The organism is Pseudomonas sp. NPDC087185, assembly GCF_044744955.1.
Lineage (GTDB): Bacteria > Pseudomonadota > Gammaproteobacteria > Pseudomonadales > Pseudomonadaceae > Aquipseudomonas.
This window is the reverse complement of sequence record NZ_JBIUZK010000005.1, coordinates 107,687-129,572: the sequence shown is the minus strand read 5'-3', so window position 1 is coordinate 129,572 and position 21,886 is coordinate 107,687. Positions and strand designations below refer to the sequence as shown.

The 21,886-nt window shown below is 62.7% G+C and carries 24 protein-coding genes; 8 read left to right on the top strand and 16 right to left on the bottom strand.

Going from position 1 to position 21,886, the window contains the following annotated elements; translation table 11 throughout:
* Entirely contained in the window at nucleotides 1-480 is a 480-nt protein-coding gene (locus ACIPIJ_RS18225; RefSeq protein ID WP_003249017.1) for an RNA pyrophosphohydrolase, read from the bottom strand.
* A 141-nt stretch (nucleotides 481-621) separates the two neighbouring features.
* On the opposite strand from ACIPIJ_RS18225, the gene ACIPIJ_RS18220 reads away from it, so the two are divergent.
* Nucleotides 622-1,278 carry an HAD family hydrolase gene (locus ACIPIJ_RS18220; RefSeq protein WP_401079191.1) on the top strand — a complete coding sequence of 219 codons (657 nt, stop codon included), beginning with the start codon at nucleotides 622-624 and terminating at the stop codon, nucleotides 1,276-1,278.
* Between the two features lie 32 nt (nucleotides 1,279-1,310).
* Here the strand turns inward: ACIPIJ_RS18220 and ACIPIJ_RS18215 are convergent, their stop codons facing one another.
* Nucleotides 1,311-1,736 (bottom strand): DUF2269 domain-containing protein, encoded by a 426-nt coding sequence (locus ACIPIJ_RS18215; RefSeq protein ID WP_401079189.1) that lies wholly within the window; start codon nucleotides 1,734-1,736, stop codon nucleotides 1,311-1,313.
* A 148-nt stretch (nucleotides 1,737-1,884) separates the two neighbouring features.
* Complete coding sequence (gene ilvA / locus ACIPIJ_RS18210; RefSeq protein WP_401079187.1) at nucleotides 1,885-3,399, bottom strand: threonine ammonia-lyase, biosynthetic; 1,515 nt, start codon at nucleotides 3,397-3,399, stop codon at nucleotides 1,885-1,887.
* A gap of 146 nt (nucleotides 3,400-3,545) precedes the next feature.
* Between ilvA and rpiA the strand changes: the two genes are divergently transcribed.
* Complete coding sequence (gene rpiA, locus ACIPIJ_RS18205; protein ID WP_401079185.1) at nucleotides 3,546-4,220, top strand: ribose-5-phosphate isomerase RpiA; 675 nt, start codon at nucleotides 3,546-3,548, stop codon at nucleotides 4,218-4,220.
* Nucleotides 4,221-4,321: 101 nt separating this feature from the next.
* On the opposite strand, the gene ACIPIJ_RS18200 is transcribed toward rpiA, so the two are convergent.
* The 4 genes from ACIPIJ_RS18200 to ACIPIJ_RS18185 all read right to left on the bottom strand — a co-directional run bounded on the left by ACIPIJ_RS18200 (nucleotide 4,322) and on the right by ACIPIJ_RS18185 (nucleotide 8,518).
* Entirely contained in the window at nucleotides 4,322-5,233 is a 912-nt protein-coding gene (locus ACIPIJ_RS18200; RefSeq protein WP_401079183.1) for an SdiA-regulated domain-containing protein, read from the bottom strand.
* A 90-nt stretch (nucleotides 5,234-5,323) separates the two neighbouring features.
* A complete protein-coding gene (locus tag ACIPIJ_RS18195; RefSeq protein WP_401079182.1) occupies nucleotides 5,324-6,244 on the bottom strand; it encodes an SdiA-regulated domain-containing protein in 921 nt (306 codons plus the stop codon).
* A gap of 185 nt (nucleotides 6,245-6,429) precedes the next feature.
* Nucleotides 6,430-7,095, bottom strand: coding sequence for a fumarylacetoacetate hydrolase family protein (locus tag ACIPIJ_RS18190; protein ID WP_401079180.1), 666 nt, complete (start codon nucleotides 7,093-7,095; stop codon nucleotides 6,430-6,432).
* Nucleotides 7,096-7,120: 25 nt separating this feature from the next.
* Complete coding sequence (locus ACIPIJ_RS18185) at nucleotides 7,121-8,518, bottom strand: FAD-binding oxidoreductase (RefSeq protein ID WP_401079178.1); 1,398 nt, start codon at nucleotides 8,516-8,518, stop codon at nucleotides 7,121-7,123.
* A gap of 171 nt (nucleotides 8,519-8,689) precedes the next feature.
* Here ACIPIJ_RS18185 and serA point away from each other — a divergent pair, with 171 nt between their 5' ends.
* Entirely contained in the window at nucleotides 8,690-9,919 is a 1,230-nt protein-coding gene (gene serA, locus ACIPIJ_RS18180) for a phosphoglycerate dehydrogenase (protein WP_401079176.1), read from the top strand.
* Between the two features lie 65 nt (nucleotides 9,920-9,984).
* Here the strand turns inward: serA and ACIPIJ_RS18175 are convergent, their stop codons facing one another.
* Nucleotides 9,985-10,461: a DUF4399 domain-containing protein gene (locus ACIPIJ_RS18175; RefSeq protein ID WP_401079174.1), complete on the bottom strand. Its 477-nt coding sequence runs from the start codon at nucleotides 10,459-10,461 to the stop codon at nucleotides 9,985-9,987.
* A gap of 198 nt (nucleotides 10,462-10,659) precedes the next feature.
* Between ACIPIJ_RS18175 and ACIPIJ_RS18170 the strand changes: the two genes are divergently transcribed.
* On the top strand, nucleotides 10,660-11,148 hold the full coding sequence (locus tag ACIPIJ_RS18170) for a substrate-binding periplasmic protein (protein WP_401079172.1): 489 nt from the start codon (nucleotides 10,660-10,662) through the stop codon (nucleotides 11,146-11,148).
* 60 nt (nucleotides 11,149-11,208) lie between these two features.
* Here the strand turns inward: ACIPIJ_RS18170 and ACIPIJ_RS18165 are convergent, their stop codons facing one another.
* Together ACIPIJ_RS18165 and ACIPIJ_RS18160 are read right to left on the bottom strand one after the other, a co-directional pair.
* Nucleotides 11,209-11,712, bottom strand: a complete 504-nt coding sequence (locus ACIPIJ_RS18165) for a DUF523 domain-containing protein (RefSeq protein WP_401079170.1) — start codon at nucleotides 11,710-11,712, stop codon at nucleotides 11,209-11,211.
* Nucleotides 11,699-12,334: a 2OG-Fe(II) oxygenase gene (locus ACIPIJ_RS18160; RefSeq protein ID WP_401079843.1), complete on the bottom strand. Its 636-nt coding sequence runs from the start codon at nucleotides 12,332-12,334 to the stop codon at nucleotides 11,699-11,701. Before ACIPIJ_RS18160 ends, ACIPIJ_RS18165 begins: the two co-directional genes overlap by 14 nt.
* A gap of 110 nt (nucleotides 12,335-12,444) precedes the next feature.
* Between ACIPIJ_RS18160 and ACIPIJ_RS18155 the strand changes: the two genes are divergently transcribed.
* Nucleotides 12,445-13,197 carry a DUF2059 domain-containing protein gene (locus tag ACIPIJ_RS18155; protein ID WP_401079168.1) on the top strand — a complete coding sequence of 251 codons (753 nt, stop codon included), beginning with the start codon at nucleotides 12,445-12,447 and terminating at the stop codon, nucleotides 13,195-13,197.
* On the opposite strand, the gene ACIPIJ_RS18150 is transcribed toward ACIPIJ_RS18155, so the two are convergent.
* Nucleotides 13,198-14,124 (bottom strand): alpha/beta hydrolase, encoded by a 927-nt coding sequence (locus tag ACIPIJ_RS18150; protein ID WP_401079166.1) that lies wholly within the window; start codon nucleotides 14,122-14,124, stop codon nucleotides 13,198-13,200.
* Between the two features lie 81 nt (nucleotides 14,125-14,205).
* On the opposite strand from ACIPIJ_RS18150, the gene ACIPIJ_RS18145 reads away from it, so the two are divergent.
* The gene (locus ACIPIJ_RS18145; RefSeq protein ID WP_401079164.1) at nucleotides 14,206-14,772 is read left to right on the top strand and encodes a DUF6436 domain-containing protein; all 567 of its coding nucleotides are present in this window, start codon (nucleotides 14,206-14,208) and stop codon (nucleotides 14,770-14,772) included.
* Here ACIPIJ_RS18145 and ACIPIJ_RS18140 read toward each other — a convergent pair.
* Nucleotides 14,751-15,317, bottom strand: coding sequence for a sugar O-acetyltransferase (locus ACIPIJ_RS18140; RefSeq protein WP_401079162.1), 567 nt, complete (start codon nucleotides 15,315-15,317; stop codon nucleotides 14,751-14,753). The genes ACIPIJ_RS18145 and ACIPIJ_RS18140 overlap by 22 nt on opposite strands.
* Before the next feature lie 86 nt (nucleotides 15,318-15,403).
* Between ACIPIJ_RS18140 and ACIPIJ_RS18135 the strand changes: the two genes are divergently transcribed.
* A complete protein-coding gene (locus tag ACIPIJ_RS18135; protein WP_401079160.1) occupies nucleotides 15,404-17,767 on the top strand; it encodes a penicillin acylase family protein in 2,364 nt (787 codons plus the stop codon).
* A gap of 29 nt (nucleotides 17,768-17,796) precedes the next feature.
* Nucleotides 17,797-18,615, top strand: a complete 819-nt coding sequence (locus ACIPIJ_RS18130) for an alpha/beta fold hydrolase (RefSeq protein ID WP_401079158.1) — start codon at nucleotides 17,797-17,799, stop codon at nucleotides 18,613-18,615.
* A gap of 36 nt (nucleotides 18,616-18,651) precedes the next feature.
* Here the strand turns inward: ACIPIJ_RS18130 and ACIPIJ_RS18125 are convergent, their stop codons facing one another.
* From ACIPIJ_RS18125 to ACIPIJ_RS18110, 4 genes are read right to left on the bottom strand one after another with little or no spacing between them, the layout of a single operon-like run.
* Complete coding sequence (locus ACIPIJ_RS18125; RefSeq protein WP_401079157.1) at nucleotides 18,652-19,524, bottom strand: transporter substrate-binding domain-containing protein; 873 nt, start codon at nucleotides 19,522-19,524, stop codon at nucleotides 18,652-18,654.
* On the bottom strand, nucleotides 19,521-20,294 hold the full coding sequence (locus ACIPIJ_RS18120; RefSeq protein WP_401079155.1) for an amino acid ABC transporter ATP-binding protein: 774 nt from the start codon (nucleotides 20,292-20,294) through the stop codon (nucleotides 19,521-19,523). Before ACIPIJ_RS18120 ends, ACIPIJ_RS18125 begins: the two co-directional genes overlap by 4 nt.
* Nucleotides 20,291-20,950, bottom strand: a complete 660-nt coding sequence (locus ACIPIJ_RS18115; RefSeq protein ID WP_401079153.1) for an amino acid ABC transporter permease — start codon at nucleotides 20,948-20,950, stop codon at nucleotides 20,291-20,293. The genes ACIPIJ_RS18120 and ACIPIJ_RS18115 overlap by 4 nt, the downstream gene beginning before the upstream one ends.
* Complete coding sequence (locus ACIPIJ_RS18110; RefSeq protein WP_401079151.1) at nucleotides 20,931-21,596, bottom strand: amino acid ABC transporter permease; 666 nt, start codon at nucleotides 21,594-21,596, stop codon at nucleotides 20,931-20,933. The genes ACIPIJ_RS18115 and ACIPIJ_RS18110 overlap by 20 nt, the downstream gene beginning before the upstream one ends.
* Nucleotides 21,597-21,886: the final 290 nt, after the last annotated feature.

The following is a 21,886-nucleotide window of genomic DNA, read 5'->3' as shown; positions in this document are numbered from 1 at the left end:
TCAGTCGCGCGTCAATAGACGCGGTGCAAGCTCTTTCAGGGCACGGCGGTACACTTCACGCTTGAAGGTCACCACCTGGCCCAGCGGATACCAATAGCTGACCCAGCGCCAGCCGTCGAATTCGGGCTTGCCGGTCAGGTCCATCCGCACCCGTTGCTCATTGCTCACCAGGCGCAGCAAAAACCATTTCTGCTTCTGGCCGATGCACAGCGGTTGGCTATGGGTACGGACCAGTCGCTGGGGTAAACGATAACGCAACCAGCCGCGGGTGCAGGCAAGAATTTCCACATCATCGCGTTCAAGGCCAACTTCTTCGTTCAGCTCGCGGTACAGGGCATCTTCTGGCGTCTCGTCAGGGTTGATACCTCCCTGCGGGAATTGCCAGGCATCCTGGTTGATCCGCCGAGCCCATAGCACCTGCCCGGCATCATTGGTGAGAATGATGCCGACATTTGGGCGAAAACCATCCGGGTCGATCACGGCAGCAACCTCGCAAACGCATGTCACCGCATTGTTCCACAAAGCCTGCGAGCGCAGCAACGCGCCCGCCAAGCTTATGTGCAGCGAGGTGAAAACTCCGTATTCTGCGGGCCTACCCAGTGGCTGATGCGAGTGACCCCGATGCGCCTGGCTTTATTCGACCTGGACAATACCCTCCTCGGTGGCGACAGTGACCACGCCTGGGGTGATTATTTGTGCGAACGGGGCATTCTTGACCCGGTCGCCTACAAAGAACGCAACGATGCCTTCTATCAGGATTACCTGAACGGCACCCTGGACCTGCAGGCCTACCTGGCCTTTTCCATGGAAATCTTCGCAGCCACTGAACCGGCCCAGCTCGACCAATGGCACCGCGACTTCATGCGCGACTGCATCGAGCCGATCATTCTGCCCAAGGCCATGGCCTTGCTGCAGCAGCACCGCGATGCCGGCGACCAGCTGGTGATCATCACCGCCACCAACCGCTTCGTCACCGCGCCGATTGCCCGCCGCCTGGGCGTGCGCGTGCTGCTGGCGACCGAGTGCGAAATGCACGACGGCCGCTACACCGGGCGCAGTACCGATATACCGTGTTTCCGTGAAGGCAAGGTGACGAGGCTGGAGCGCTGGATGCTGGAGAACGGCTTCGACCTGGAGGACAGCTATTTCTACAGCGATTCGATGAATGATTTGCCGTTGCTGGAGCGGGTCACGCACGCGGTGGCAGTGGACCCGGACCCTAACCTGCAGGCTGAAGCCGAGCGGCGCGGCTGGCCGGTGGTTTCGCTCAGGGACTGAATTTTTGGGGGCTGCAGCGCAGCCCCAGCACCCTAGACCGGTTTGGCCCCCATCAACCCGGCGATGGACAGGAAGCAAACACCGCTGAACACCGCCAGGGCAAGGGTTAACCGCAAGCCCACCCCCTCAGCCTTGCGCAGCCGATTGAGCCGCACCAGCAACCACCAGACGGCAAATGCGCCGACGGTATAGATGACGCTGGAAGCCAACAGCCAGGTCTGCCCCAACGGCCAGCCCACCTGGTGCACCAGCCACCAGCCGGTGAACGGCATGCTCACCAGGCACACGCCCATCAACAGCCAAACGAACACCAGCGGTCGGCGCAGCAGCTTGGCGTAGGCCTCGGCATCGCCCCGGCGACGCGCGCGGACGGTCCAGATCGCCAGGCCTAGCGCGCCCAGAAGCAGCAGCGCGGTGGCGATGATGTGCAGCGTCTTGAGGGTGGTCAGATGTTCCATCTTCAAATTGTCCTTCAGCAGCCTATTTCGCGTCGCCGCTTTTGCGGGCAAGCCCGCTCCCACAAGTACAACGCCGCCTTGCTATACGGCGCTAATCCTGTGGGAGCGGGCTTGCCCGCGAAAGGGCCATCAGCCCAAGCTTAGCCGCTCAACCCAGGAATAGGCGGTATGCCGGGTTGTCAGTTTCGTCCCAGTACGGGTAACCGATCTTGGCCAGTGCCGATGGCACCAGATGGCGCTCGTCTTCCGGTACCTGCAACCCCGCCACCACACGCCCGTCGGCCGCGCCATGGTTGCGGTAGTGGAACATCGAGATATTCCAGCGCCCGCCCAGTTTGTTGAGGAAGTTGAACAGTGCACCCGGCCGCTCGGGGAACTCGAAACGCAGCACCATCTCATCGCTGGCACCGGCCGAATGGCCGCCGACCATATGGCGAATGTGCAGTTTGGCCAGTTCGTTATCGGTCAGGTCGGTGACCGGGAAGCCTTGCTCGGTCAACTGTTGCACCAACGCAGCCCGCGGGTCGTTCTCCGGGTGCGTCTGCACCCCCACGAAGATGTGGGCTTCGTCGGAGGTGTGCTTGCGGTAGTTGAATTCGGTGATCTGCCGCTTGCCGATGGCCTCGCAGAAGGCCTTGAAGCTGCCTGGCCGCTCGGGGATGGTCACGGCGATGATCGCTTCGCGCTTCTCGCCCAGCTCGGCGCGCTCGGCAACGTGGCGCAGGCGGTCGAAATTGACGTTGGCGCCCGAGTCGATGGCGACCAGGGTTTGCCCCGTCACGCCATTGAGTTCAACATACTTCTTGATCCCGGCCACGCCCAACGCACCGGCAGGTTCGGTGATCGAGCGGGTATCGTCGTAGATATCCTTGATTGCCGCGCAAATCTCGTCTGTGCTGACCGTCACTACCTCATCCACGTGCAAGCGGCAGATATCGAAGGTGTGCTGGCCAATCTGCGCCACCGCCACGCCATCGGCAAACAGCCCGACCTGCGGCAGCACCACGCGTTCGCCGGCCGCCATGGCCGCCTGCAGGCAGTTGGAATCATCCGGTTCGACGCCGATCACCTTGATTTCCGGACGCAGGTATTTCACGTAGGCGGCGATGCCGGCAATCAGGCCGCCGCCGCCGACCGGCACGAAGATCGCGTCCAGCTGGCCCGGGTGCTGGCGCAGGATTTCCATCGCAACGGTGCCCTGACCGGCAATGGTGTGCGGGTCATCATAGGGGTGGACGTAGACCAGGCCCTTTTCGTCGACCAGCTTGAGCGAGTACGCCAGCGCCTCGGGGAACGAATCCCCATGCAGTACCACCTTGCCGCCGCGCGAACGCACACCTTCGATCTTGATCTCCGGGGTGGTCTTGGGCATCACGATGGTGGCCTTGATGCCCATTTCACGCGCGGCCAGGGCCAGGCCTTGGGCATGGTTGCCGGCCGAAGCGGTAACCACGCCACGCGCCAGTTCTTCCGGGCTCAGCTGCGCCAGCTTGTTGTACGCCCCACGGATCTTGAAGGAAAACACCGGCTGCAGGTCTTCGCGCTTGAGCAGAATCTGGTTGCCCAGGCGCTTGCTCAACTGCCCGGCGCTCTGCAGCGGGGTTTCGACCGCAACGTCGTAGACGCGCGAGGTGAGGATCTTCTTGACGTACTGTTCGAGCATCGGGAAAGCATCACTGGCCGCGGGACAAGGGCTGCGAGTCTACCCCAGCGCTACGTCGGGCGACCACAGCAAAGCCGCCCGGGCCTTTCTGCGAGCCGTTATACTAGGCAACTTTGCAAACCGCCCTGCCCCATTTCGGAGCCCGCATGACCCAGGACCAACTCAAACAGGCCGTCGCCCAGGCCGCTGTCGACTTCATTCTGCCGCAGCTGGATGTAAAGAGCGTCGTCGGCGTCGGCACCGGTTCGACCGCCAACTTCTTCATTGACGCCCTGGCCCAGCACAAGACCGCCTTCGACGGCGCAGTCGCCAGCTCCGAGGCTACTGCCCAGCGTCTGAAGGGCCATGGCATCCCGGTCTACGAGCTGAACAGTGTCAGCGAACTGGAGTTCTACGTCGACGGCGCCGACGAAAGCGACGCGCGGCTGAACCTGATCAAGGGCGGTGGCGCGGCGCTGACCCGCGAGAAGATCGTCGCGGCGGTGGCCAAGACCTTCATCTGCATCGCCGATGCCAGCAAACTGGTGCCGGTGCTGGGCGCCTTCCCGCTGCCGGTCGAGGTCATCCCGATGGCCCGCAGCCACGTGGCGCGCCAGCTGGTCAAGCTGGGCGGCGACCCGGTCTACCGCGAGGGTGTGGTCACCGATAACGGCAACGTGATCCTTGACGTGTACAACCTGCAGATCACCAACCCGGTTGAGCTGGAAGCGCAGATCAACGCGATCGTCGGCGTGGTCACCAATGGCCTGTTCGCCGCCCGCCCGGCAGACCTGCTGCTGCTGGGCACCTCGGAAGGCGTGAAGAGCCTCAAGGCCGAGTGATGTCATTGCCGGCATGCCGGCTCCCACTGGCACACCACAGGCCTTGAAACTGTGGAGAACCCTGTGGGGGCCGGCTTGCCGGCGCTTGGGCCAAACAGCAATCAATCCGCCGGCTGCTTGAACACATAGAAGAGGTTTGGCTCACTGACCAGGTAGATGGTCCCCGCCTCGTCCATCGCGATCCCCTCCGCCTGCGGCACCGTCCGCTTCAACCCCTGATACCCCTTGCGCAACGACAAGGTACTCAGCGGCTTGCCCTTCACATCCAGCTCCAGCACCAGGCGCGATTCATCCGATAACGCCAGCAGGTGCCCACTGCGCTCGTCGAACTGCAGGCTCGACAGGTCCCTCACGAACAGCCGCGCGTCGCGCTTGCGGTCCTGCACTACATGCACCGCATAAGGCTGCTCCGGGTTGGCATGGGGAAAGCCGTGGATTTCGTAGATCACCATCGGGTCGCGCTCCTTGGCCACGAACAGGCGCTTGCCCGTCGAATCGTAGGCCAGGCCCTCGAAGCCTTTGTTCCCGTTCAGGCCGATGCCCAGGCTCAACTGCTCGGCATCGTGGGCATCGAGAAACAGCGTGTCGTCATCCAGGCGTACCCGGATCAGGCGCTGCGTGCGTTCGTCGGTGATCACATAGCTGTTGGGCCCCACGTACTCCACAGCCTCCGGGTCGCCGAAGCCGGTCAGCGGCACGCGTCGCAGGATGCGCCCGTCGAGGGACAGCTCTATCAGCTCGGAACGCTTGTTGGTCACCGTGAACAAGGTCTTGCGGTCGGGGTCGTAGGTCAGCGCGGAAATATCATCGTCCAGCCCCTCCACCGGCTGCGCCTCGATCACCACCCGATAGCGGTCCAGGCCCATGCTTTGCTCCGCAGGCTGCCACCAGGTCTTGAGGTTGAACCAGCCGCGTTCGGCGAAGCGGAACTGCTGCTCGGCCATGCCCAGTACGAGCACGGCAAGCAGGCCAAGGACAGCCAGGACCAGGGGCAGACGAACATAGCGACGCATAGGGGCAGACTCGGTTTGAGGACGGCGAATCTAACCACGGACAACTGAAGTAAAGCTTAATGCCAGCATCGGGATGATCTGATGTTGCTGTCAGTTTTTCTTGAAGCGATAGAACAGCGCCGGTTCGCTGACCATGTACAGGTTGCCTTTATCATCCATGGCCACCCCTTCGGCGCGCGGGATGGTGTCTTTGAGGCCGTTGAAACCACCCAGCAGGGTCATGAAGCTGACTTGCTGGCCTTGCTCGTCGAGCTCCAGCAGCATGTTGGAGTCGGCCGACAGCACCAACAGGTGCCCCGTGCGCGGGTCGACACCCAGGGCCGACAGGTTGCGCAGGTCGAGTTCGTCGCTGGCCAGCAGCTGCTTGTCACCCTTGAGCGGGCTGCGGCCATCGGTGCTCCAGGTGTACAACGTTGGCGGGCGCTCCTCACCGATCACCAGGCGCTGACGCATCGGGTCCCAGGCAACGGCCTCGAAGCCCTTGTTGCTCTTTACCGACTCGCCCAGGTCATGGCTTTGGAAGTCGGCATGGTTCAGCGAAGTGGTCTGCGCATCCACCTTGACCACGGTCAGGTCATGCAAGCGCTCATCGGTAATGGCCAACTGGCCATCTTCCAGGACTGCAACCCCTTCCGGGTTGTTCCAGCCGACCAAGGGGATTTGCCGTAGCACGTCGCCATCAAGGCTCAACTCGACCAAAAACGGGTTTTTGCCCATCACCACGAACAGCGTACGGGTATGCGGGTTGAACGCGATGTCCGAGGCTTCGTCGTCGTCCATGCCCGGCAAATGCTTGGCATCGATATCGACCTGGTAGTCTGGCAGCCAGACGCTTTCACTGCGCTCGGCGCTGGTCTCCAGGCCTTCCTTGACCCACAGCAGGCCACGGTCATCCCAATGCATCGCCACGGCCACGCCATAACCGATCACCGCGGCCACGGCCAGGCCGAATGGCCAGCGCAGGTAGAAGCGGCGCTTGGGGGAAGCGGGGGCGGTGGAGGGCGATGGCATGCAGGGGATTCCTGAGAAAATGGCTGAAGATCCGCGCATTATCCGGATAGGTTGTGAAAAAAACGCTAAACCGCATCGCCTTCTTCGCGGGCAGGCCCGCTCCCACAGCTACCGCGGTGCGCTCTAGAGCGGCACTGTGCCGATGGGAACGGGTTTACCCGCGAAGGGCGCGGCGCGGTATCAGATCAGAGCACGCGGCTTTCGAAGCGGCTCACACCCGGCAGTTCCAGCACCAGTTCATCACCCACTTCAAACGGCCCAACGCCCGCCGGCGTACCGGTGAGGATCACATCACCCGGCTGCAGCGAGAAGTGCGAGGCCATGTGCTGGATGATCGGTACGATCGGGTTGAGCATCAGCGCGCTGTTGCCGTCCTGGCGCACTTCGCCATTGATGGTCAGGCGCACCGGGATGTCGGCCAGATCTTCGAAGGTGCCAGCAGCTACGAAAGGCGGTAGCACACAGGCGCCGTCGAAGCTCTTGCAGGTCTCCCACGGCATGCCCTTTTCCTTGAGCTTGGCCTGTACATCACGCAGGGTCAGGTCCAGCGCCGGGGCGAAGCCGGAGATGGCATCGCGCACTTCCTCTTCGGACGGGTGCGCGGACAGCGGCTTGCCCAGCAGCACCGCAATCTCGGCTTCATAGTGCACCGACCCCCGGTCGGTCGGGATCTTGAAGCCGCCTTCCAGCGGCACCACGCAACTGCCCGGCTTGATGAACAGCAGTGGCTCGGTCGGAATGGGGTTGCCCAGTTCCTTGGCATGCTCGGCATAGTTACGGCCGACGCACACCACCTTGCCCAACGGGTAATGGATGCGCGTGCCGTCTACGTACTGGTGCTGGTAACTCATGGCCGACTCCTTTGCTGACTGCTTTTTATTCAGGAGCGAAGATCTTACCCGGATTCATGATGCCGTTAGGGTCGAAGACGGCCTTAATTGCCTTCATGCAGGCAATTTCATCCGGGGAACGGCTGTAGCCCAGGTAGTCGCGCTTGGTCATGCCCACGCCATGCTCGGCCGAGATCGAACCGTTGTAGCGCTGGACGATCTCGAACACCCACTTGTTGACCTTGGTGCACGAGGCGAAGAAGTCGTCTTTGCTCATGTGCTCGGGCTTGAGGATGTTCAGGTGCAGGTTGCCATCGCCGATATGCCCGTACCAGACCACTTCGTAATCGGGGTAGTGCTGGCTGACAATGGCATCGATGTCGCGCAGGAAGGCCGGCACCTTGGAAACCGTGACCGAGATGTCGTTCTTGTACGGTGTCCAGTGCGAGATGGTTTCCGACAGGTACTCGCGCAGCTTCCACAGGTTTTTCAGCTGGGTTTCGCTTTGGCTCATCACCCCGTCCAGCACCCAGCCCTGTTCGACGCAATGCTCGAAGGTAGCCAGCGCTTCATTGGCCACGTCTTCGGTACTGGCCTCGAACTCCAGCAAGGCATAGAACGGGCAGTCGGTGGCGAACGGCGCGGGCACGTCGCCACGGGCCATGATCTTGGCCAGGCCCTTGTCGGAGAAGAATTCGAACGCGGTCAGGTCGAGCTTGCCCTGGAAGGCATGCAGCACCGGCATGATCGAGTCGAAGTCCGGCGTGCCCAGCACCATCGCGGTGAGGTTGCGCGGCGCGCGGTCGAGGCGCATGGTCGCCTCGACCACGAAGCCCAGGGTACCTTCGGCGCCGATGAACAATTGGCGCAGGTCGTACCCGGTGGCGTTCTTGATCAGGTCCTTGTTCAGCTCGAGCAGTTCGCCCTTGCCGGTGACAACTTTCAGGCCGGCCACCCAGTTGCGGGTCATGCCGTAGCGGATCACCTTGATACCGCCGGCATTGGTGCCGATGTTGCCGCCGATCTGGCTGGAGCCGCTGGAAGCGAAATCCACCGGGTAATAAAGGCCCTGCTCTTCAGCGAAGGTCTGCAACTGGCGGGTGATGACACCTGGCTGGCAGACCACGGTGCGGTCGAAGGCGTTGAAGTCGAGAATCCGGTTCATGTAGTCGAAGGCGACCACCACCTCGCCATTGGCCGCCACGGCACCGCCGGAAAGCCCGGTACGGCCGCCGGAGGGCACCAGCGCTACTTGATGGCGGTTGGCCCAGCGAACGATCGCCTGCACCTGTTCTACGCTCTTGGGGAACACGATGGCGCTTGGCGCGGGCGGGTAATGCTTGGTCCAGTCCTTGCCATAGGCCTCCAGGGAAGCCGCGTCAGTCAGGACCTTGCCAGGGTCGACAAGGGTCATCAGTTCATCAATTACAGCGGGGAAGGTCATCGCTGGAACTCTCGACTTATTCATAGTCACCCTGAGCACTCTTCACCTGTCGGGATAAGCTCAGATTGTGTCGCGTATGCTAGCATAGCCCTCCCGCTGTTCATGCTAAGGCCGACGCCGCGCCTAGCATCACTCCTCGCCATTTTTTCTCCGGGATACAGGTTTACGCAGATGAGCAAGACTTCTCTCGACAAGAGCAAGATCAAGTTCCTTCTTCTTGAAGGTGTGCACCAGAACGCGGTCGATACCCTCAAGGCTGCCGGCTACACCAACATCGAATACCACACGGGTTCGCTGCCGGAAGCCGAGCTGAAGGAAAAGATCGCTGATGCCCACTTCATCGGCATCCGTTCGCGTACCCAGCTGACCGAAGAGATCTTCGACTGCGCCAAAAAACTGGTTGCCGTCGGTTGCTTCTGCATCGGCACCAACCAGGTCGACCTGGAAGCGGCTCGCGAGCGCGGTATCGCCGTATTCAACGCGCCTTACTCGAACACCCGTTCGGTGGCCGAGTTGGTGCTGGCCGAAGCCATCCTGCTGCTGCGCGGCATCCCTGAGAAAAACGCCTCCTGCCACCGTGGCGGCTGGATCAAGAGCGCGGCCAACTCGTTCGAAATCCGTGGCAAGAAGCTGGGCATCGTCGGCTACGGCTCGATCGGTACCCAACTGTCGGTGCTGGCCGAGAACCTCGGCATGCAGGTCTACTTCTACGACCCGCTGACCAAGCTGCCACTGGGCAACGCCGTGCAGGTCACCAGCCTGAACGAACTGTTGGGCTTGGCCGACATCGTTTCGCTGCACGTGCCTGAGCTGCCATCCACCCAGTGGATGATCGGCGAGAAGGAAATCCGTGCAATGAAGAAGGGCGCGATCCTGATCAACGCTGCCCGTGGCACCGTGGTCGAGCTGGACCACCTGGCCGCAGCGATCAAGGACAAGCACCTGATCGGCGCCGCCATCGACGTGTTCCCGATCGAGCCGCGCTCCAACGACGAAGAGTTCGAAAGCCCGCTGCGCGGCTTGGACAACGTGATCCTGACCCCGCACATCGGTGGTTCCACCGCCGAGGCCCAGGCCAACATCGGCCTGGAAGTGGCCGAGAAGCTGGTCAAGTACAGCGACAACGGTACCTCGGTATCCTCGGTCAACTTCCCGGAAGTGGCCCTGCCGGCGCACCCAGGCAAGCACCGCCTGCTGCACATCCACGAAAACATCCCAGGCGTGCTCAGCGAGATCAACAAAGTCTTCGCCGAAAACGGTATCAACATCTCCGGTCAGTTCCTGCAGACCAACGAGAAAGTGGGCTACGTGGTCATCGACGTCGATGCCGAGTACTCCGACCTGGCGCAAGAGAAGCTGCAGCACGTCAAGGGCACCATCCGCTCGCGCGTTCTGTTCTGAGCGTGATCGCTGGATGAAAAAGGGAGGCCCTCGTGGCCTCCCTTTTTTTGTCTGCCGACGTCGGGTTATTTCACCTCAACGGTGATCTTCTTCGATTCGACGCTCGGCTTGAACGGCACGTGATACTGGTCGCCCAACACCAGCTGCAGCGTGTGCTTGCCTGGCGTGAGGGTAAGGGTGGCCTCGGTCTGCGCCTTGCCGAAATGCAGCACCTGCGGGCCCGCCGGCAGCGCGACACCGCTCTCCGGCATCAGGCTGGTTGGCAGGGGCTGGTCGGCCACAGGCTCCTTGTCGACATCCACCAGCAGGTGGTGATGGCCAGTGTGCGGGGTCTGGTCACCCGCAGGCTTGAGGCCCATGCCCTCGATACCGAACTTGACGGTGAAGGTCTTGTCGACCGTTGCACCATCGGCGGGGGAAACGATGAAGACCTTGGCATCCTTGGGCGGCTCCTGGCTCTTCAGCGCATCCGCAGCGCTGGCCAATACCGAGGCCCCCATCAGCAGACCGGCAACGGCAGCACGCGAAAATAGGCTGTTCATTCACTTCTCCTGTGATTCACTTGAAAGCCGCAGCCAGAAAATTCCTACGGCGGCGGTAGTTCACCATAGCCCACAAAGACAAATATTTCAGTTAGGGTTAAACCTCGCCAAGGCTTCAAGGTCATAGGCTGCGCTCGACCACGGCGAGGAAGAAAGCCGTGGCGAAAGTAATTCATTTGCCAAAGAAAGGGGCATTACATGCGTTCGACCATAGGCGTACTGCTGGCAGTACTGATCACTCCATTGGCTCAGGCCGAGCTGATAGACGAAATCGCCGACCGGGGCGAACTGCGCATTGCCGTGCAGGCCGACAACTCACCCTATGCCTTCAAGGAAAACGACCACCTGACCGGCTTCGAGATCGAGTTCGGGCAGGAGCTGGCCAAGCAGCTTGACCTGCGCGCCGAGTTCATCGAAACCCCTCCCGCTGAAGCACTGCCGGGGGTACAAAGTGGCACCTACGACATCACGTTGACCCCGTCGGACAGCGCGCCCAAGGCCGACACACCGTTCGATGTGAGCCAGCCGTTCGGCGAGAAGAAACTGGTGATTCCGTTCCAGAAGGGCAACCCGGCGTTCGAGAGCGCGGTGAACAACGCGCTGCAGCGGCTCAAGGACAGCGGGCGAACTGCGGAGCTTGAGCAGAAATGGTTCAAGGGTGTGCAGGAGACTGCTGCCGGGCAGTAGATGATTTATTGCCTGTACCGGCCCCTTCGCGGGTTCACCCGCGACGGGGCCGGTACAGAACTAGACCGAAAGCCCAGCCAACGCTCGCTCCGCCTCTTCCAGCTCCAGCTCGCTGAACACCAGCACCCCCTCGCGACGCAGCAGCGCGGTGGTCACCCCTTCCCCCGGCACCTTCACCCCGGCAAACGTGCCATCGTAGGTCAGGCGATTGCCGCACGAAGGGCTGCCCGACTTCAGCACCGCCACCCGAATGTTATGCCGGCGCACCCGCGTCAGCGCCTGTTGCGCACCGGCCAGAAACGCAGCGCTGACATCCTCGCCCTGCACGGTAATCACCTGCGCGCCACCGTCGAGCACCTCGCTACCCTGGCCCCCCGGAATCTCCGCCGGCGGGCGCGGTGTTGGCAAACCGCCAGCCACTTCCGGGCACAGCGGCACCACTCGCCCTTCGGCCTGCCAGCGCTGCAACAGGTCAGGATGGCCACTGGCTCGCCCGTCATAACGCACTGGTTGCCCCAGCAGGCAGGCACTCACCAGCACCTTGGGCAGGTCAGAACGGGTCATTGCCACGGCGCCTGAACCAACCGGTCAATGACAACCGCTCACGCCCGGCGGGCAAGACTTCGTGCGGCACCTCGCCCGAGAGGAAAATCACTAGATTGCCGGCCACGGGCTGCACGTCATGAACCACATCGTCAGCCAGGAACATGCGTAACTGGCCGCCATCCTGCGGCTGCCAATCGTCATTGAGGTAGAACACGGCGGAAACCATGCGCCGGTCGTCGTCACGGAAGCGGTCCAGGTGCCGGCGGTAGAACGCCCCTGGCGGGTACAGGGCGAAATGGCATTCGAAGTCTTCCAGGCCCAGGAACAAGCCCTGGTTGATGGCCAGGCGCAGCTGGTCCATGGCCTCCAGGTACTGGTCGCAGGCCTCGGCCTGGCCGGGGTCGATCCACTGGATCTGGTCGCCCCGGATCGCCTCGCGCACTTCCTGGGAAACGCCGCGCCCCACCCCGGCCGGGTTGAGCTGGCCTTCGGCATCACGGCGCCGACATTCGGTCGCCAGCGCGCGCACCAGTTCGCCAGGCAGAAAAAGCGCCTGCTGCGACCAGCCATGGGTGGCCAGATCGTCGACGACGGCCGCAAGCATCGGGTGTTCAGGGGAGATGTGCATGGCGCGCATCATATCCATTGTCCCTGCCCTCGCACAGCGCCACTTGGCTGAGAATCACGCGCCTGTCTCGACAAACCGGCGCCCAGCCAAGGACAATAGCCACCTGCCGACAGGAGTCCTGAATGCGCCGTCTGTTTTCCCTGCTTCTGCTGATGATCTGCACCATGCCTGTCTGGGCAGACAGCCTCGATCAGCTGTACAAGGCCGCCGGCTGGCCCGACCAGCGCGCCCATTTCAACGATGCGGTGAGCGCCGCCCAGCAGCGCTATCGCAACAGCCTGCCGCCTGCGGTTTACCAGGCGCTGGTCAACAACAGCAATCAGCGCTTTCAGGCTGAAGGCATGGACCGCCGTGCCCAGGCGCAGCTGCGCAGCGCCTTGCCCAACCCTGCGCCGGCGCTGGCGTTTTTCCAGTCGCCGCTGGGGCGCAAGATCGTCGCCGCCGAACTGCTGGCCACGCGCAAGGACCAGCTGGCCAAGAATGCCAAGGGCTTGCCGAAAATCCAGGCCAGCGACAACCGCCTGCTGATCATCGGCCATCTGGCCCAGGCCTTGCCGGCCCGTGAGGCCGGTGCCGAAGTCAGCCTGGCAATTGCCGGGGTGGCGGCCGACAGCCTCAGTTCGATGATCCCCGGCCTGTTCGGCGGCGGCCAGGCCCAAGGGTTGCTCGATGGCCAGCGCCAGCGGTTGATGAGCCAGATTGGCGAAGACCTTAATAACACCCTGCTGTACGTGTACCGCGGCCTGTCCGACGCCGAGCTCGAAGAATTTGCCACCTTCGCCGAATCGCCGGAAGGCAAGGCGTACTACCAGGCCGCCGTGGCGGCCGTGCGCGCAGGGCTGGCGGTCGGCCAGAACGGCGCCAACCTCAAGTGATCAGCCCAGGCGCTGGCCGATGAAGTCGAAATAGCGCTGGCGGATGCCCGGCAGCTCGTTGGCCAGATGGTGGCGGGCATCGGGCAGCATGAGGATCTGCGGTTCGCTGAACTTGGCCTTGAGCACTTTGAGGTTGTACGGCCAATCCACCGTGCCGTCCGCCTCGCCCTGCACGATCAACGGCCGCCGCGTGCTGCACGGGGCCGCCTCGATGCGCTTGACCCAGGCCATCAGCGCGCCGACCCAGGCGGTCGGCAAGCGTCGCGGCTGGAGCGGGTCGGCTTCCAGGAAAGGCAGGAAGGCCGGGTCGTTGGTGTTTTCGCTGAAACGCCGCTCGATGCCATTGACGAAGTGGCGCAGCACCCGATAACTGACTTTCGACCACAGCCAGGCACGGGGCCGAACCAGCGGTGCCAAGAGGATCACCTGGCCATCGATCGGGCTCTGCGCGCCCTTGTGCAGCAAGTGGTCCACCGCTATCGCCCCACCCGTGCTTTGCCCGCACAAGTGCCACGGGCGCGGGAGTTCAAGGCCGCACGCTTGTTCGAACAAGGCCTCCAGCACCTGCTGATACAGCGCGAAATCGGTGATGCTGGCGCGCGCGCCGCTAGACAGCCCATGCCCGGGCAGGTCACAGCTGATGACCGCATAACCCTGCTTCAACGCCCACTCGATCACGTGCCGATACAGCCCCATGTGATCGTAGTAACCATGCAGCAGAAACAGCGTCGCCACAGGTTGCGGCGGCAGCCAGACCTGCCCGACCAGCTCGAACCCCGCCGCCTGGAAGCCGCCCAGCCAGCTCTGCGCCTGCAGGTCCAGGCCATAGAAGCGCTGGTAGTCCTGCGCCAGGGCAGACAGCGGCTCGCGCGCGCTCAGTGGCGCGAGGCTGGGGCGCAAAAGGTCGGGGTGAAAAGCAGCGGGCATCGGGTACATCCACAGCGAAGCGAGTATTGACCTGGGATATTCAGCTCTTGGCCTCGTCGTGGCAAGCTTGGCTACCTTCAAATGAGCAACACCATGAAATCCATTTTGACCGCCCTTGCACTCCTGCTGTGCACCGCCGTGCTGTGGTGGGCCTATGACAACTTCCAGTCGCGCTACCTGCGCCCGTTCGACAACCAGGCCACCCTGTTCGACGGCGCCCAGCTGCGCCTTCCCGCCGAATTAGCAGGTCCTGGGCCGATCCGCGTGGTGCACTTCTGGGACCCGGCCTGCCCGTGCAACGTCGGCAACCAGCAGCACCTGGGCGAGCTGGTCAGCCACTTTGCCGGTAATGACGTAACCTTCCATGTCGTGCAGAAGCCCGGCAGCCACGGCCAGCTGCCCGCCAACCTGGCTGGCCTGCAGCCCATCGCCAACCTGCCCGGCAGCGCACAGCTGCCCGCCTCCCCCGCCGTGGCAATCTGGGACCGCCAGGGCCACCTCGCCTACTTCGGCCCCTACAGCGAAGGCGCGGTGTGCAACGCCAGCAACAGCTTCATCGAGCCGATCCTCAAGGCACTGCTCGATGGCCGCCAGGTCACTGCGTCGAATACCCTGGCGGTCGGCTGTTACTGCCCTTGGGCCGGCTGACGCACACGCGCCGGGTTACCCACCACCACCGCGCCCGCCGGCACATCGCGGGTTACCACGCTGCCGGCGCCGACCACCGCGTTGTCGCCAATGTTCACCCCGGGCAGGATGATCGCCGCGCCGCCAATCCACACATTGTTGCCGATGGTCACCGGCCGCCCGCTTTCCAGCCCGCTGCGCCGCTGCTCGGGGTCGAGTGGGTGGTCGGCGGTGTAGATCTGTACCGCCGGGCCGATCTGGCAGTCATCGCCAATGCGCACCGGCAGCACGTCGAGAATCACGCAGTTGAAGTTCATGAAGGTGTTTGTGCCAACGCGGATGTTGTAGCCATAGTCGCAGAAGAATGGCGGGCGAATCACCGTGCCTTCACCCACATGGGCGAAGTGCTCGGCGAGCAGGCCGTTGCGCGCTTCGTTGAGTAATTCATGGCTGGTGTTGTAGCGCTGCATCCAGTGCTTGTTGGCGATCTGCTCGGCCTGCAGCTCGGGGCAACTGGGGTGGTAGAGCTGACCACTGAGCATTTTCTGTTTTTCGCTGAGGGACATGGATACTCCTGTCGGGGGCTATGCTGTGTTCGCGAAACCGTCGATGATCGGACCACAGTTTCCGCTCGTATGCACAAGGAGTCTCGATGAAACGCAGCCTGACCCTGCTGGCCGTGGTCGTGGCCATGGCCGCCGGCGCCGGTTACTGGTACGCGCACGGCAAATTGCCGCAGCGTGAAGGCGAAGTGGCAATGGCCGGCCTGCAGGCCCCGGTCAGCGTGCGCTATGACGCCCGCGGTGTACCGCACCTGCAGGCGCAAAACGAAGCGGACCTGTACCGCGCCCTGGGCTACGTGCATGCCCAGGACCGCTTGTTCCAGATGGAAATCATGCGCCGCCTGGCGCGGGGTGAGCTGGCCGAGGTACTGGGCGAAAAGCTGCTGCCAACCGATACCCTGTTCCGCAGCCTGCGCATCCGCGACCAGGCGGCGCTGATGGTTCAGCGCCTGGACCGCCAGTCGCCCGCCTGGCAGGCCTTGCAAGCCTATCTCGATGGGATCAATACCTGGCAGGCCAGCCACCCCAAGCCGATGGAGTTCGACCTGATCGGTATCACGCCCAGGCCGTTTACCGCTGAAGACACCTTGAGCATCGCCGGCTACCTGGCCTACAGCTTCGCCGCCGCGTTCCGCACCGAACCCGCGCTCACCTACATCCGCGACCAGCTCGGTGCGCAGTATCTGCACATTTTCGACCTCGACTGGCGGCCTGACGGTGCACTGGGTACACCGCTGGCGGCGGCCGACTGGCAGAGCCTTGAAGCCCTGGCGCGGCTCAGCCACGAAGCCCTTGGCGATGCCGGCATCCCGCAGTTCGAGGGCAGCAACGCCTGGGCCGTGGCTGGCAGCCGCACCCGCAGCGGCAAACCACTGCTGGCCGGTGACCCGCACATCAGTTTCGCGGTGCCGGCGGTCTGGTACGAGGCCGAACTGTCGGCGCCAGGGTTCAACTTGTACGGCTACTTCCAGGCGCTAAACCCGTTTGCACTGCTCGGGCACAACCGCGACTTCGGCTGGAGCCTGACCATGTTCCAGAACGACGATGTCGACCTGATTGCGGAAAAGGTCAACCCGGCCGATAGCGATCAGGTCATGGTCGATGGCCAATGGCGAACACTGGAAAAGACCGAACAAAAGATCGCCGTGAAAGGTGAGCAGCCGGTGACCGTCAACCTGCGGCGCTCACCTCACGGGCCAATCGTCAACGAGGTTCTGGGTGCGACTGCAGGCACAACGCCAATTGCCATGTGGTGGGCATTCCTCGAAACCCAGAATCCGATACTCGAAGGCTTCTACCAGCTCAACCGCGCCGACACCCTGGCCAAGATGCGCGAGGCAGCGGCCAAGGTTCAGGCGCCGGGGCTGAACTTCGTCTGGGCCAATGCGCGGGGCGACATTGGTTGGTGGGCTGCGGCGCAACTGCCGATCCGACCGGAGGGCGTCAACCCGACCTTCATCCTCGATGGCGCCAGCCCACAGGCCGACAAGCCGGGCTTCTACCCGTTCAGCGTCAACCCACAACAGGAAAACCCGGCCAGCGGCTACATCGTGTCGGCCAACTACCAGCCGCCCGCCGTGGTGCCGGTACCGGGCTACTACAACCTGGCGGACCGGGGCCGACAGCTGGAGCGCCACCTGGCCAACCCCGAGGTGAAATGGGACATCGAGAACAGCCAGGCGCTGCAACTGGACACCGCCAACGACTATGGCCCACGTACCCTGGCGCCGTTGCTGGCGACCTTGCGCAGCGTCGCCCAGGGCGATGAGGAAAAGGAACTGGTCGAGCAACTGGCGGCCTGGCGTGGCGATTACCCACTGGAATCGACCAGCGCCACGCTGTTCAACCAGTTCCTGTACCAACTGGCGTACACCGCCCTGCATGACGAATTGGGCGACACCTGGTTCCCGGTGCTGATCAGCACCCGCGCCATCGATGCCGCCCTGCCACGCCTGGCCGCCGATGCCGAGTCGCCGTGGTGGAACACGCAGGGGGCGAACGAGCGTACCGACCGCACCGCCGTCGTGCGCATCGCCTGGCAGCAGACGCTCAAACACTTGCGCGACACTTTCGGCAACGACCCGGCCAGCTGGCAGTGGGGCAAGGCTCACACCCTGACGCACAACCATCCGCTGGGGGTGAAGAAGCCGCTGAACCTGGTTTTCAATGTGGGGCCGTTTGCGGCGCCCGGCACTCATGAAGTGCCCAACAACTTATCGGCGAAGATTGGGCCGGCACCGTGGCCGGTGACCTATGGTCCGTCGACACGGCGACTGATCGACTTTGCCGATGCCGGGCAGGCGCTGACCAGTAACCCGGTCGGGCAAAGCGGCGTGCCGTTTGATCGCCATTACGCCGACCAGGCAGAGGACTACATCAACGGGCGCTATTCCAGGGCACAAATGGGGATTGTCCCAGCGCAGAGCACGTTACGCTTGAGCCCGTTACGTTAAAGCTGTTCCTCCCTTTGATGGAAAACACAATGCAGAAGAATTTCATCGAAATTGACGGCGCGCGCATGAGCTACGTCGACCAAGGCCAGGGCTTTCCCGTGCTGCTCGGTCACAGCTACCTGTGGTCAGCCGCGATGTGGCAGCAGCAGATCGAGGCCCTGTCACAGCACTTTCGGGTCATCGTGCCCGAGCTGTGGGGGCACGGCGACTCCGATGCACCGCCGGACACAACCACCGACATGACCGCCCTGGCACGGCAACACTTGGCATTGCTGGATGCGTTGGACATCCCCCGATGCCATCTGGTCGGCCTCTCAGTTGGCGGTATGTGGGGCGCCGAGTTGGCTGCTGATCACCCGTCGCGGGTCGACCGCGTGGTATTGATGGATACCTACGTGGGCGCCGAACCGGAAGCGACCCGCCTCAAGTACTTTGCCCTGCTGGATGCGGCCAGCGCTGCGGGCTGCTTCAGCGATGCGCTGCTGGATATCATCGTGCCGATCTTTTTCCATGCCGGAGGGCAGACGGTACCGGAAGTTCGCGAACAATTTCGCGCCGACCTCAAGGCCAGCAGTGCCGAAACCATTCTCCAGAGCCTTGAGCCGATGGGCCGGGTGATTTTCGGCAGGTCTGACAAATTGTCATGTCTGGCTGAACTGGCCGGTGATAGGACGATTGTCATGTGTGGGGATCAGGATATTCCGCGGCCGCCTGCAGAGTCTGTCGAGATGTCGCGAATCATCGGCTGCCTGGCGGCGCTGATTCCGGCGGCGGGGCATATCTCCAGTCTGGAGAACCCGCAGGTGGTCAATGATTTCCTGTTGAACTGGCTACCGCGTAACGCTTGATGTGATTGGGGCTGCTCTGCAGCCCCATTTACATCATCAACCCTGCCACTTGCCGCCTTCGACAATCACGCTCTCAGGCTTGGTGTCGTCGCTCAGTTCCTTGCGCACATACTGGTCATACAGCTTGAGCAGGAACTTCTCCTCACCCAGCTTGGCCAGCTCGGCATTCACCCAGTCACGCAGTTCGGTATTGCCCTTCTTCACCGCCGGCGCGATCGGCGCCTCTTCGCCCAGCAACTGCGGCAATACGCGGTAGCCTGGGTTCTGCTTGGCCCAGCTGAACAGGATCAGGTTGTCCTGGGCGTAAGCATCGCCACGGCCGTTGGCCAGGGCTTGCAGCGACTCGCTGTTCTTCTCGAACTTGAGCAGTTTCCAGTCCGGGTGGTTCTTGGTCAGCCAGATGTCGGCCGTGGTGCCTGTGGTGACGATGATGGTCTTGTCGGCCAGGTCATCGAGCTTCTGCACCGCGCTGCCATCGGCAACGATGGCCTGTACCGCCACGCGCAGGTTGGGGTTGGTGAAGTCCACCGCTTCCTTGCGCTCTGGGGTGACGGTCATGTTGGCGAGGATCAGGTCGACCTTGTCGCTCTGCAGGAACGGAATGCGGCTGGCCGGTTCGACGGCGACGAACTCCACCTTGTTCTCGTCGCCCAGCAGGTCACGGGCCAGGCGGCGGCCGATGTCGGTGTCGAAACCAACATAGCGGCCGCTTTCGTCGACGAAGCCGAACGGCGGTTTGTCGGTAAACACCCCGACGATCAACTTGTCACGCGCCTTGATGGTTTCCAGGTAGCTGGTGGCCGGCGAAGCAGCGGCGGGCTTGGCCGGCTCCTCAGCCTTGTTGCAGCCAGCCAGCAGGGCCAGGCCAAACAGCGGCGCCAGCAGTTTAGTAAGCGGGGCAGTTTTCATGAGACTTCCTTATGCAGTGTCTTCGGCAGGCTTTCGACGAAGGAGAATTTGTCCAGAAACTGCTGCGCTCGTGCGGTCCGCGGCTGGCTGAAGAAGCTCTCGGGGTCGCTCTGTTCAAGGATCCTGCCGGCCTCCATGAACACGATGCGGTCGGCCACCGCGCGGGCGAAGGCCATTTCGTGGGTAACGATGAGCAAGGTCATGCCGTCGCGGGCCAGGCCCTGGATCACCTGCAGCACTTCCTTGACCAACTCGGGGTCGAGGGCGGCGGTGACTTCGTCGAACAGCATCACCTGCGGGTTCATGCACAGTGAACGGACAATGGCGATACGTTGCTGCTGGCCGCCGGACAACTGCCGCGGGAACGCGTCACGCTTGTCCAGCAACCCGACCCTGGCCAGCAACGCTTCGGCTTGTGCCTGGGCTTCGGCGCGCTCGCGCTTCTGCACCTTGAGCGGGCCGAGCAGCAGGTTGTCGATCACGCTCATGTGGCCGAACAAGTGATAGCTCTGGAACACCATGCCCACCCGCTGGCGCACCTGGCGCCAGTCGGTGCCGGGCGCCAGCAGCTCTTCGCCCTCCAGGCGCAAGTGGCCGCTGTGGGCCTGCTCCAGGCCATTCAGGCAACGCAGCAAGGTGCTCTTGCCGCAGCCGCTGGGGCCGAGGATCACCACCACTTCGCCGGCACGGACCGTGAGGTCGACGTGATCGAGCACCTGGTGCTCGCCGTAATACTTGTTGAAACCCTGGAATTCGATCAGTGCAGTCATGAGGTGGCCCAGCGCCGTTCGAGCACGCGCGAGGCGGCGGAAAGCGGATAGCAGACGATGAAGAAAAACAGGAACAGCACACCGTAGATCAGCACCGATTCGTAGGTGCGTTCGATGATCTGCTGGCCGGCCTTGATGACTTCGACCACACCGATCAACACCGCCAGCGAACTGGTCTTGATGATCCGCGTGTAGATGTTGATGGTCGGCGGGGTCATGCGCTTGAGCGCCTGCGGCAGCAGCACGTAGCCGTACAGTTGTCCACTGGACAGGCCAATCGACAGCCCCGCTTCGCGCTGGCCCCGCGGCAATGACTGCAGCGCCCCTCGCACCACCTCGCCGACCTCGCTCGCGCCCCACAGGCCGAGTACCAGCACCGCGCACCAGAAGCTGGGGATGCTCAAGGCAAAGAAGATCGGCAGGCCGAAGAACACCAGGTACAGCCAGACCAGCACCGGGATCGCCCGAAACAGCTCAAGGTAAACCTGCAAGACGATGTTCAAGAAGCGATGGCCGAGTGTCGCCAATACGCCGTAGAGCACGCCACCCAGCGTGGCAAAGACAATACCCAGTGCCGAAATCGCCAGCGTCTGCGCCGCGCCCTTGGCCAGTTGCGGCAGCGACACCAGCAGCAGTTCAGGAGCCGAACTGGCCATGTTGCAGCCTCCTTTCCAGGTAGCGCAGCAGCAGCGACAGCGGCAGGAACAGCAGCACGCAAAGCAGTGTCAGCACAGCGAGCATCTCGTAGGTCTTGTAGTACAGGGCGATGTAGTTCTTGGTCGTGTAAAGGATCTCGGGCACCGCCACCGCCGACACCACAGTGGTTTCCTTGAGCAGGAAGATGAAGTTGGCGAACAGTGCCGGCAGGCTGAGGATGCCGGCCTGGGGCAGGATCACGTGGCGCAGCAGCTGGCCCTCGGACAGGCCGATGGAGCGCCCCGACTCCAGCTGCGCCTGCGGCACCGACTCGACGCCGGCACGCAGCACCTCGGTGAGGTAAGCACCGCCCATGAAGGTCATGGTGATGATCGCGGCGGCGAAGCCGGAAACCTTCAGGCCCAGGCTGGGCAAGGCGAAGTAGATGAAGAACAGCTGGATCAGCAGCGGCGTGTTGCGCGCAAGTTCCACATAGCCTTTGACCAGGCGCCACAGGTACGGGGTACGCAATACCAGGATCGTGGCGTTAAGCAGTGCCACCAGCATTGAAGTGGCAATGGCAATCAGGCCGACCTGCAAGGTCACGCCCACGGCCTTGAAGAAGGCTGGCAATGTGCTGAGAATGAAGGCGGTGTCGAAGGTCATGGATATCGCCTCGACACAGGGTTTGGAGACTGCGGCATGGGGGAATTCTGAGGTGTGCGCCAAAGCACGATCAGTAGACTTTAAAGGTATAAAAAACTTTTCATAAATACCTTTATTGCATATTGATATCACTGAAACTTTCTTCGCGCTGCCCTCTCAAACAGCTTCAGACCGCGACTTGCACGGCCATCACCCTAACAAGGACGATAACGATGAATAGCCCCTGCTCGACTGATACCAACGAACAACTTTTGTGGCTGCTGGCACTGCGCCGCGCTTTGGGTCGCTAG

Bases quoted from the DNA above. Each gene is read 5' to 3' on its own strand.
- ACIPIJ_RS18220 (WP_401079191.1), top strand. From the start codon at position 622: ATGCGCCTGGCTTTATTCGACCTGGACAATACCCTCCTCGGTGGCGAC.
- ACIPIJ_RS18215 (WP_401079189.1), bottom strand. From the start codon at position 1,736: ATGGAACATCTGACCACCCTCAAGACGCTGCACATCATCGCCACCGCG.
- ilvA (WP_401079187.1), bottom strand. From the start codon at position 3,399: ATGCTCGAACAGTACGTCAAGAAGATCCTCACCTCGCGCGTCTACGAC.
- rpiA (WP_401079185.1), top strand. From the start codon at position 3,546: ATGACCCAGGACCAACTCAAACAGGCCGTCGCCCAGGCCGCTGTCGAC.
- ACIPIJ_RS18200 (WP_401079183.1), bottom strand. From the start codon at position 5,233: ATGCGTCGCTATGTTCGTCTGCCCCTGGTCCTGGCTGTCCTTGGCCTG.
- ACIPIJ_RS18195 (WP_401079182.1), bottom strand. From the start codon at position 6,244: ATGCCATCGCCCTCCACCGCCCCCGCTTCCCCCAAGCGCCGCTTCTAC.
- ACIPIJ_RS18190 (WP_401079180.1), bottom strand. From the start codon at position 7,095: ATGAGTTACCAGCACCAGTACGTAGACGGCACGCGCATCCATTACCCG.
- ACIPIJ_RS18185 (WP_401079178.1), bottom strand. From the start codon at position 8,518: ATGACCTTCCCCGCTGTAATTGATGAACTGATGACCCTTGTCGACCCT.
- serA (WP_401079176.1), top strand. From the start codon at position 8,690: ATGAGCAAGACTTCTCTCGACAAGAGCAAGATCAAGTTCCTTCTTCTT.
- ACIPIJ_RS18175 (WP_401079174.1), bottom strand. From the start codon at position 10,461: ATGAACAGCCTATTTTCGCGTGCTGCCGTTGCCGGTCTGCTGATGGGG.
- ACIPIJ_RS18170 (WP_401079172.1), top strand. From the start codon at position 10,660: ATGCGTTCGACCATAGGCGTACTGCTGGCAGTACTGATCACTCCATTG.
- ACIPIJ_RS18165 (WP_401079170.1), bottom strand. From the start codon at position 11,712: ATGACCCGTTCTGACCTGCCCAAGGTGCTGGTGAGTGCCTGCCTGCTG.
- ACIPIJ_RS18160 (WP_401079843.1), bottom strand. From the start codon at position 12,334: ATGATGCGCGCCATGCACATCTCCCCTGAACACCCGATGCTTGCGGCC.
- ACIPIJ_RS18155 (WP_401079168.1), top strand. From the start codon at position 12,445: ATGCGCCGTCTGTTTTCCCTGCTTCTGCTGATGATCTGCACCATGCCT.
- ACIPIJ_RS18150 (WP_401079166.1), bottom strand. From the start codon at position 14,124: ATGCCCGCTGCTTTTCACCCCGACCTTTTGCGCCCCAGCCTCGCGCCA.
- ACIPIJ_RS18145 (WP_401079164.1), top strand. From the start codon at position 14,206: ATGAGCAACACCATGAAATCCATTTTGACCGCCCTTGCACTCCTGCTG.
- ACIPIJ_RS18140 (WP_401079162.1), bottom strand. From the start codon at position 15,317: ATGTCCCTCAGCGAAAAACAGAAAATGCTCAGTGGTCAGCTCTACCAC.
- ACIPIJ_RS18135 (WP_401079160.1), top strand. From the start codon at position 15,404: ATGAAACGCAGCCTGACCCTGCTGGCCGTGGTCGTGGCCATGGCCGCC.
- ACIPIJ_RS18130 (WP_401079158.1), top strand. From the start codon at position 17,797: ATGCAGAAGAATTTCATCGAAATTGACGGCGCGCGCATGAGCTACGTC.
- ACIPIJ_RS18125 (WP_401079157.1), bottom strand. From the start codon at position 19,524: ATGAAAACTGCCCCGCTTACTAAACTGCTGGCGCCGCTGTTTGGCCTG.
- ACIPIJ_RS18120 (WP_401079155.1), bottom strand. From the start codon at position 20,294: ATGACTGCACTGATCGAATTCCAGGGTTTCAACAAGTATTACGGCGAG.
- ACIPIJ_RS18115 (WP_401079153.1), bottom strand. From the start codon at position 20,950: ATGGCCAGTTCGGCTCCTGAACTGCTGCTGGTGTCGCTGCCGCAACTG.
- ACIPIJ_RS18110 (WP_401079151.1), bottom strand. From the start codon at position 21,596: ATGACCTTCGACACCGCCTTCATTCTCAGCACATTGCCAGCCTTCTTC.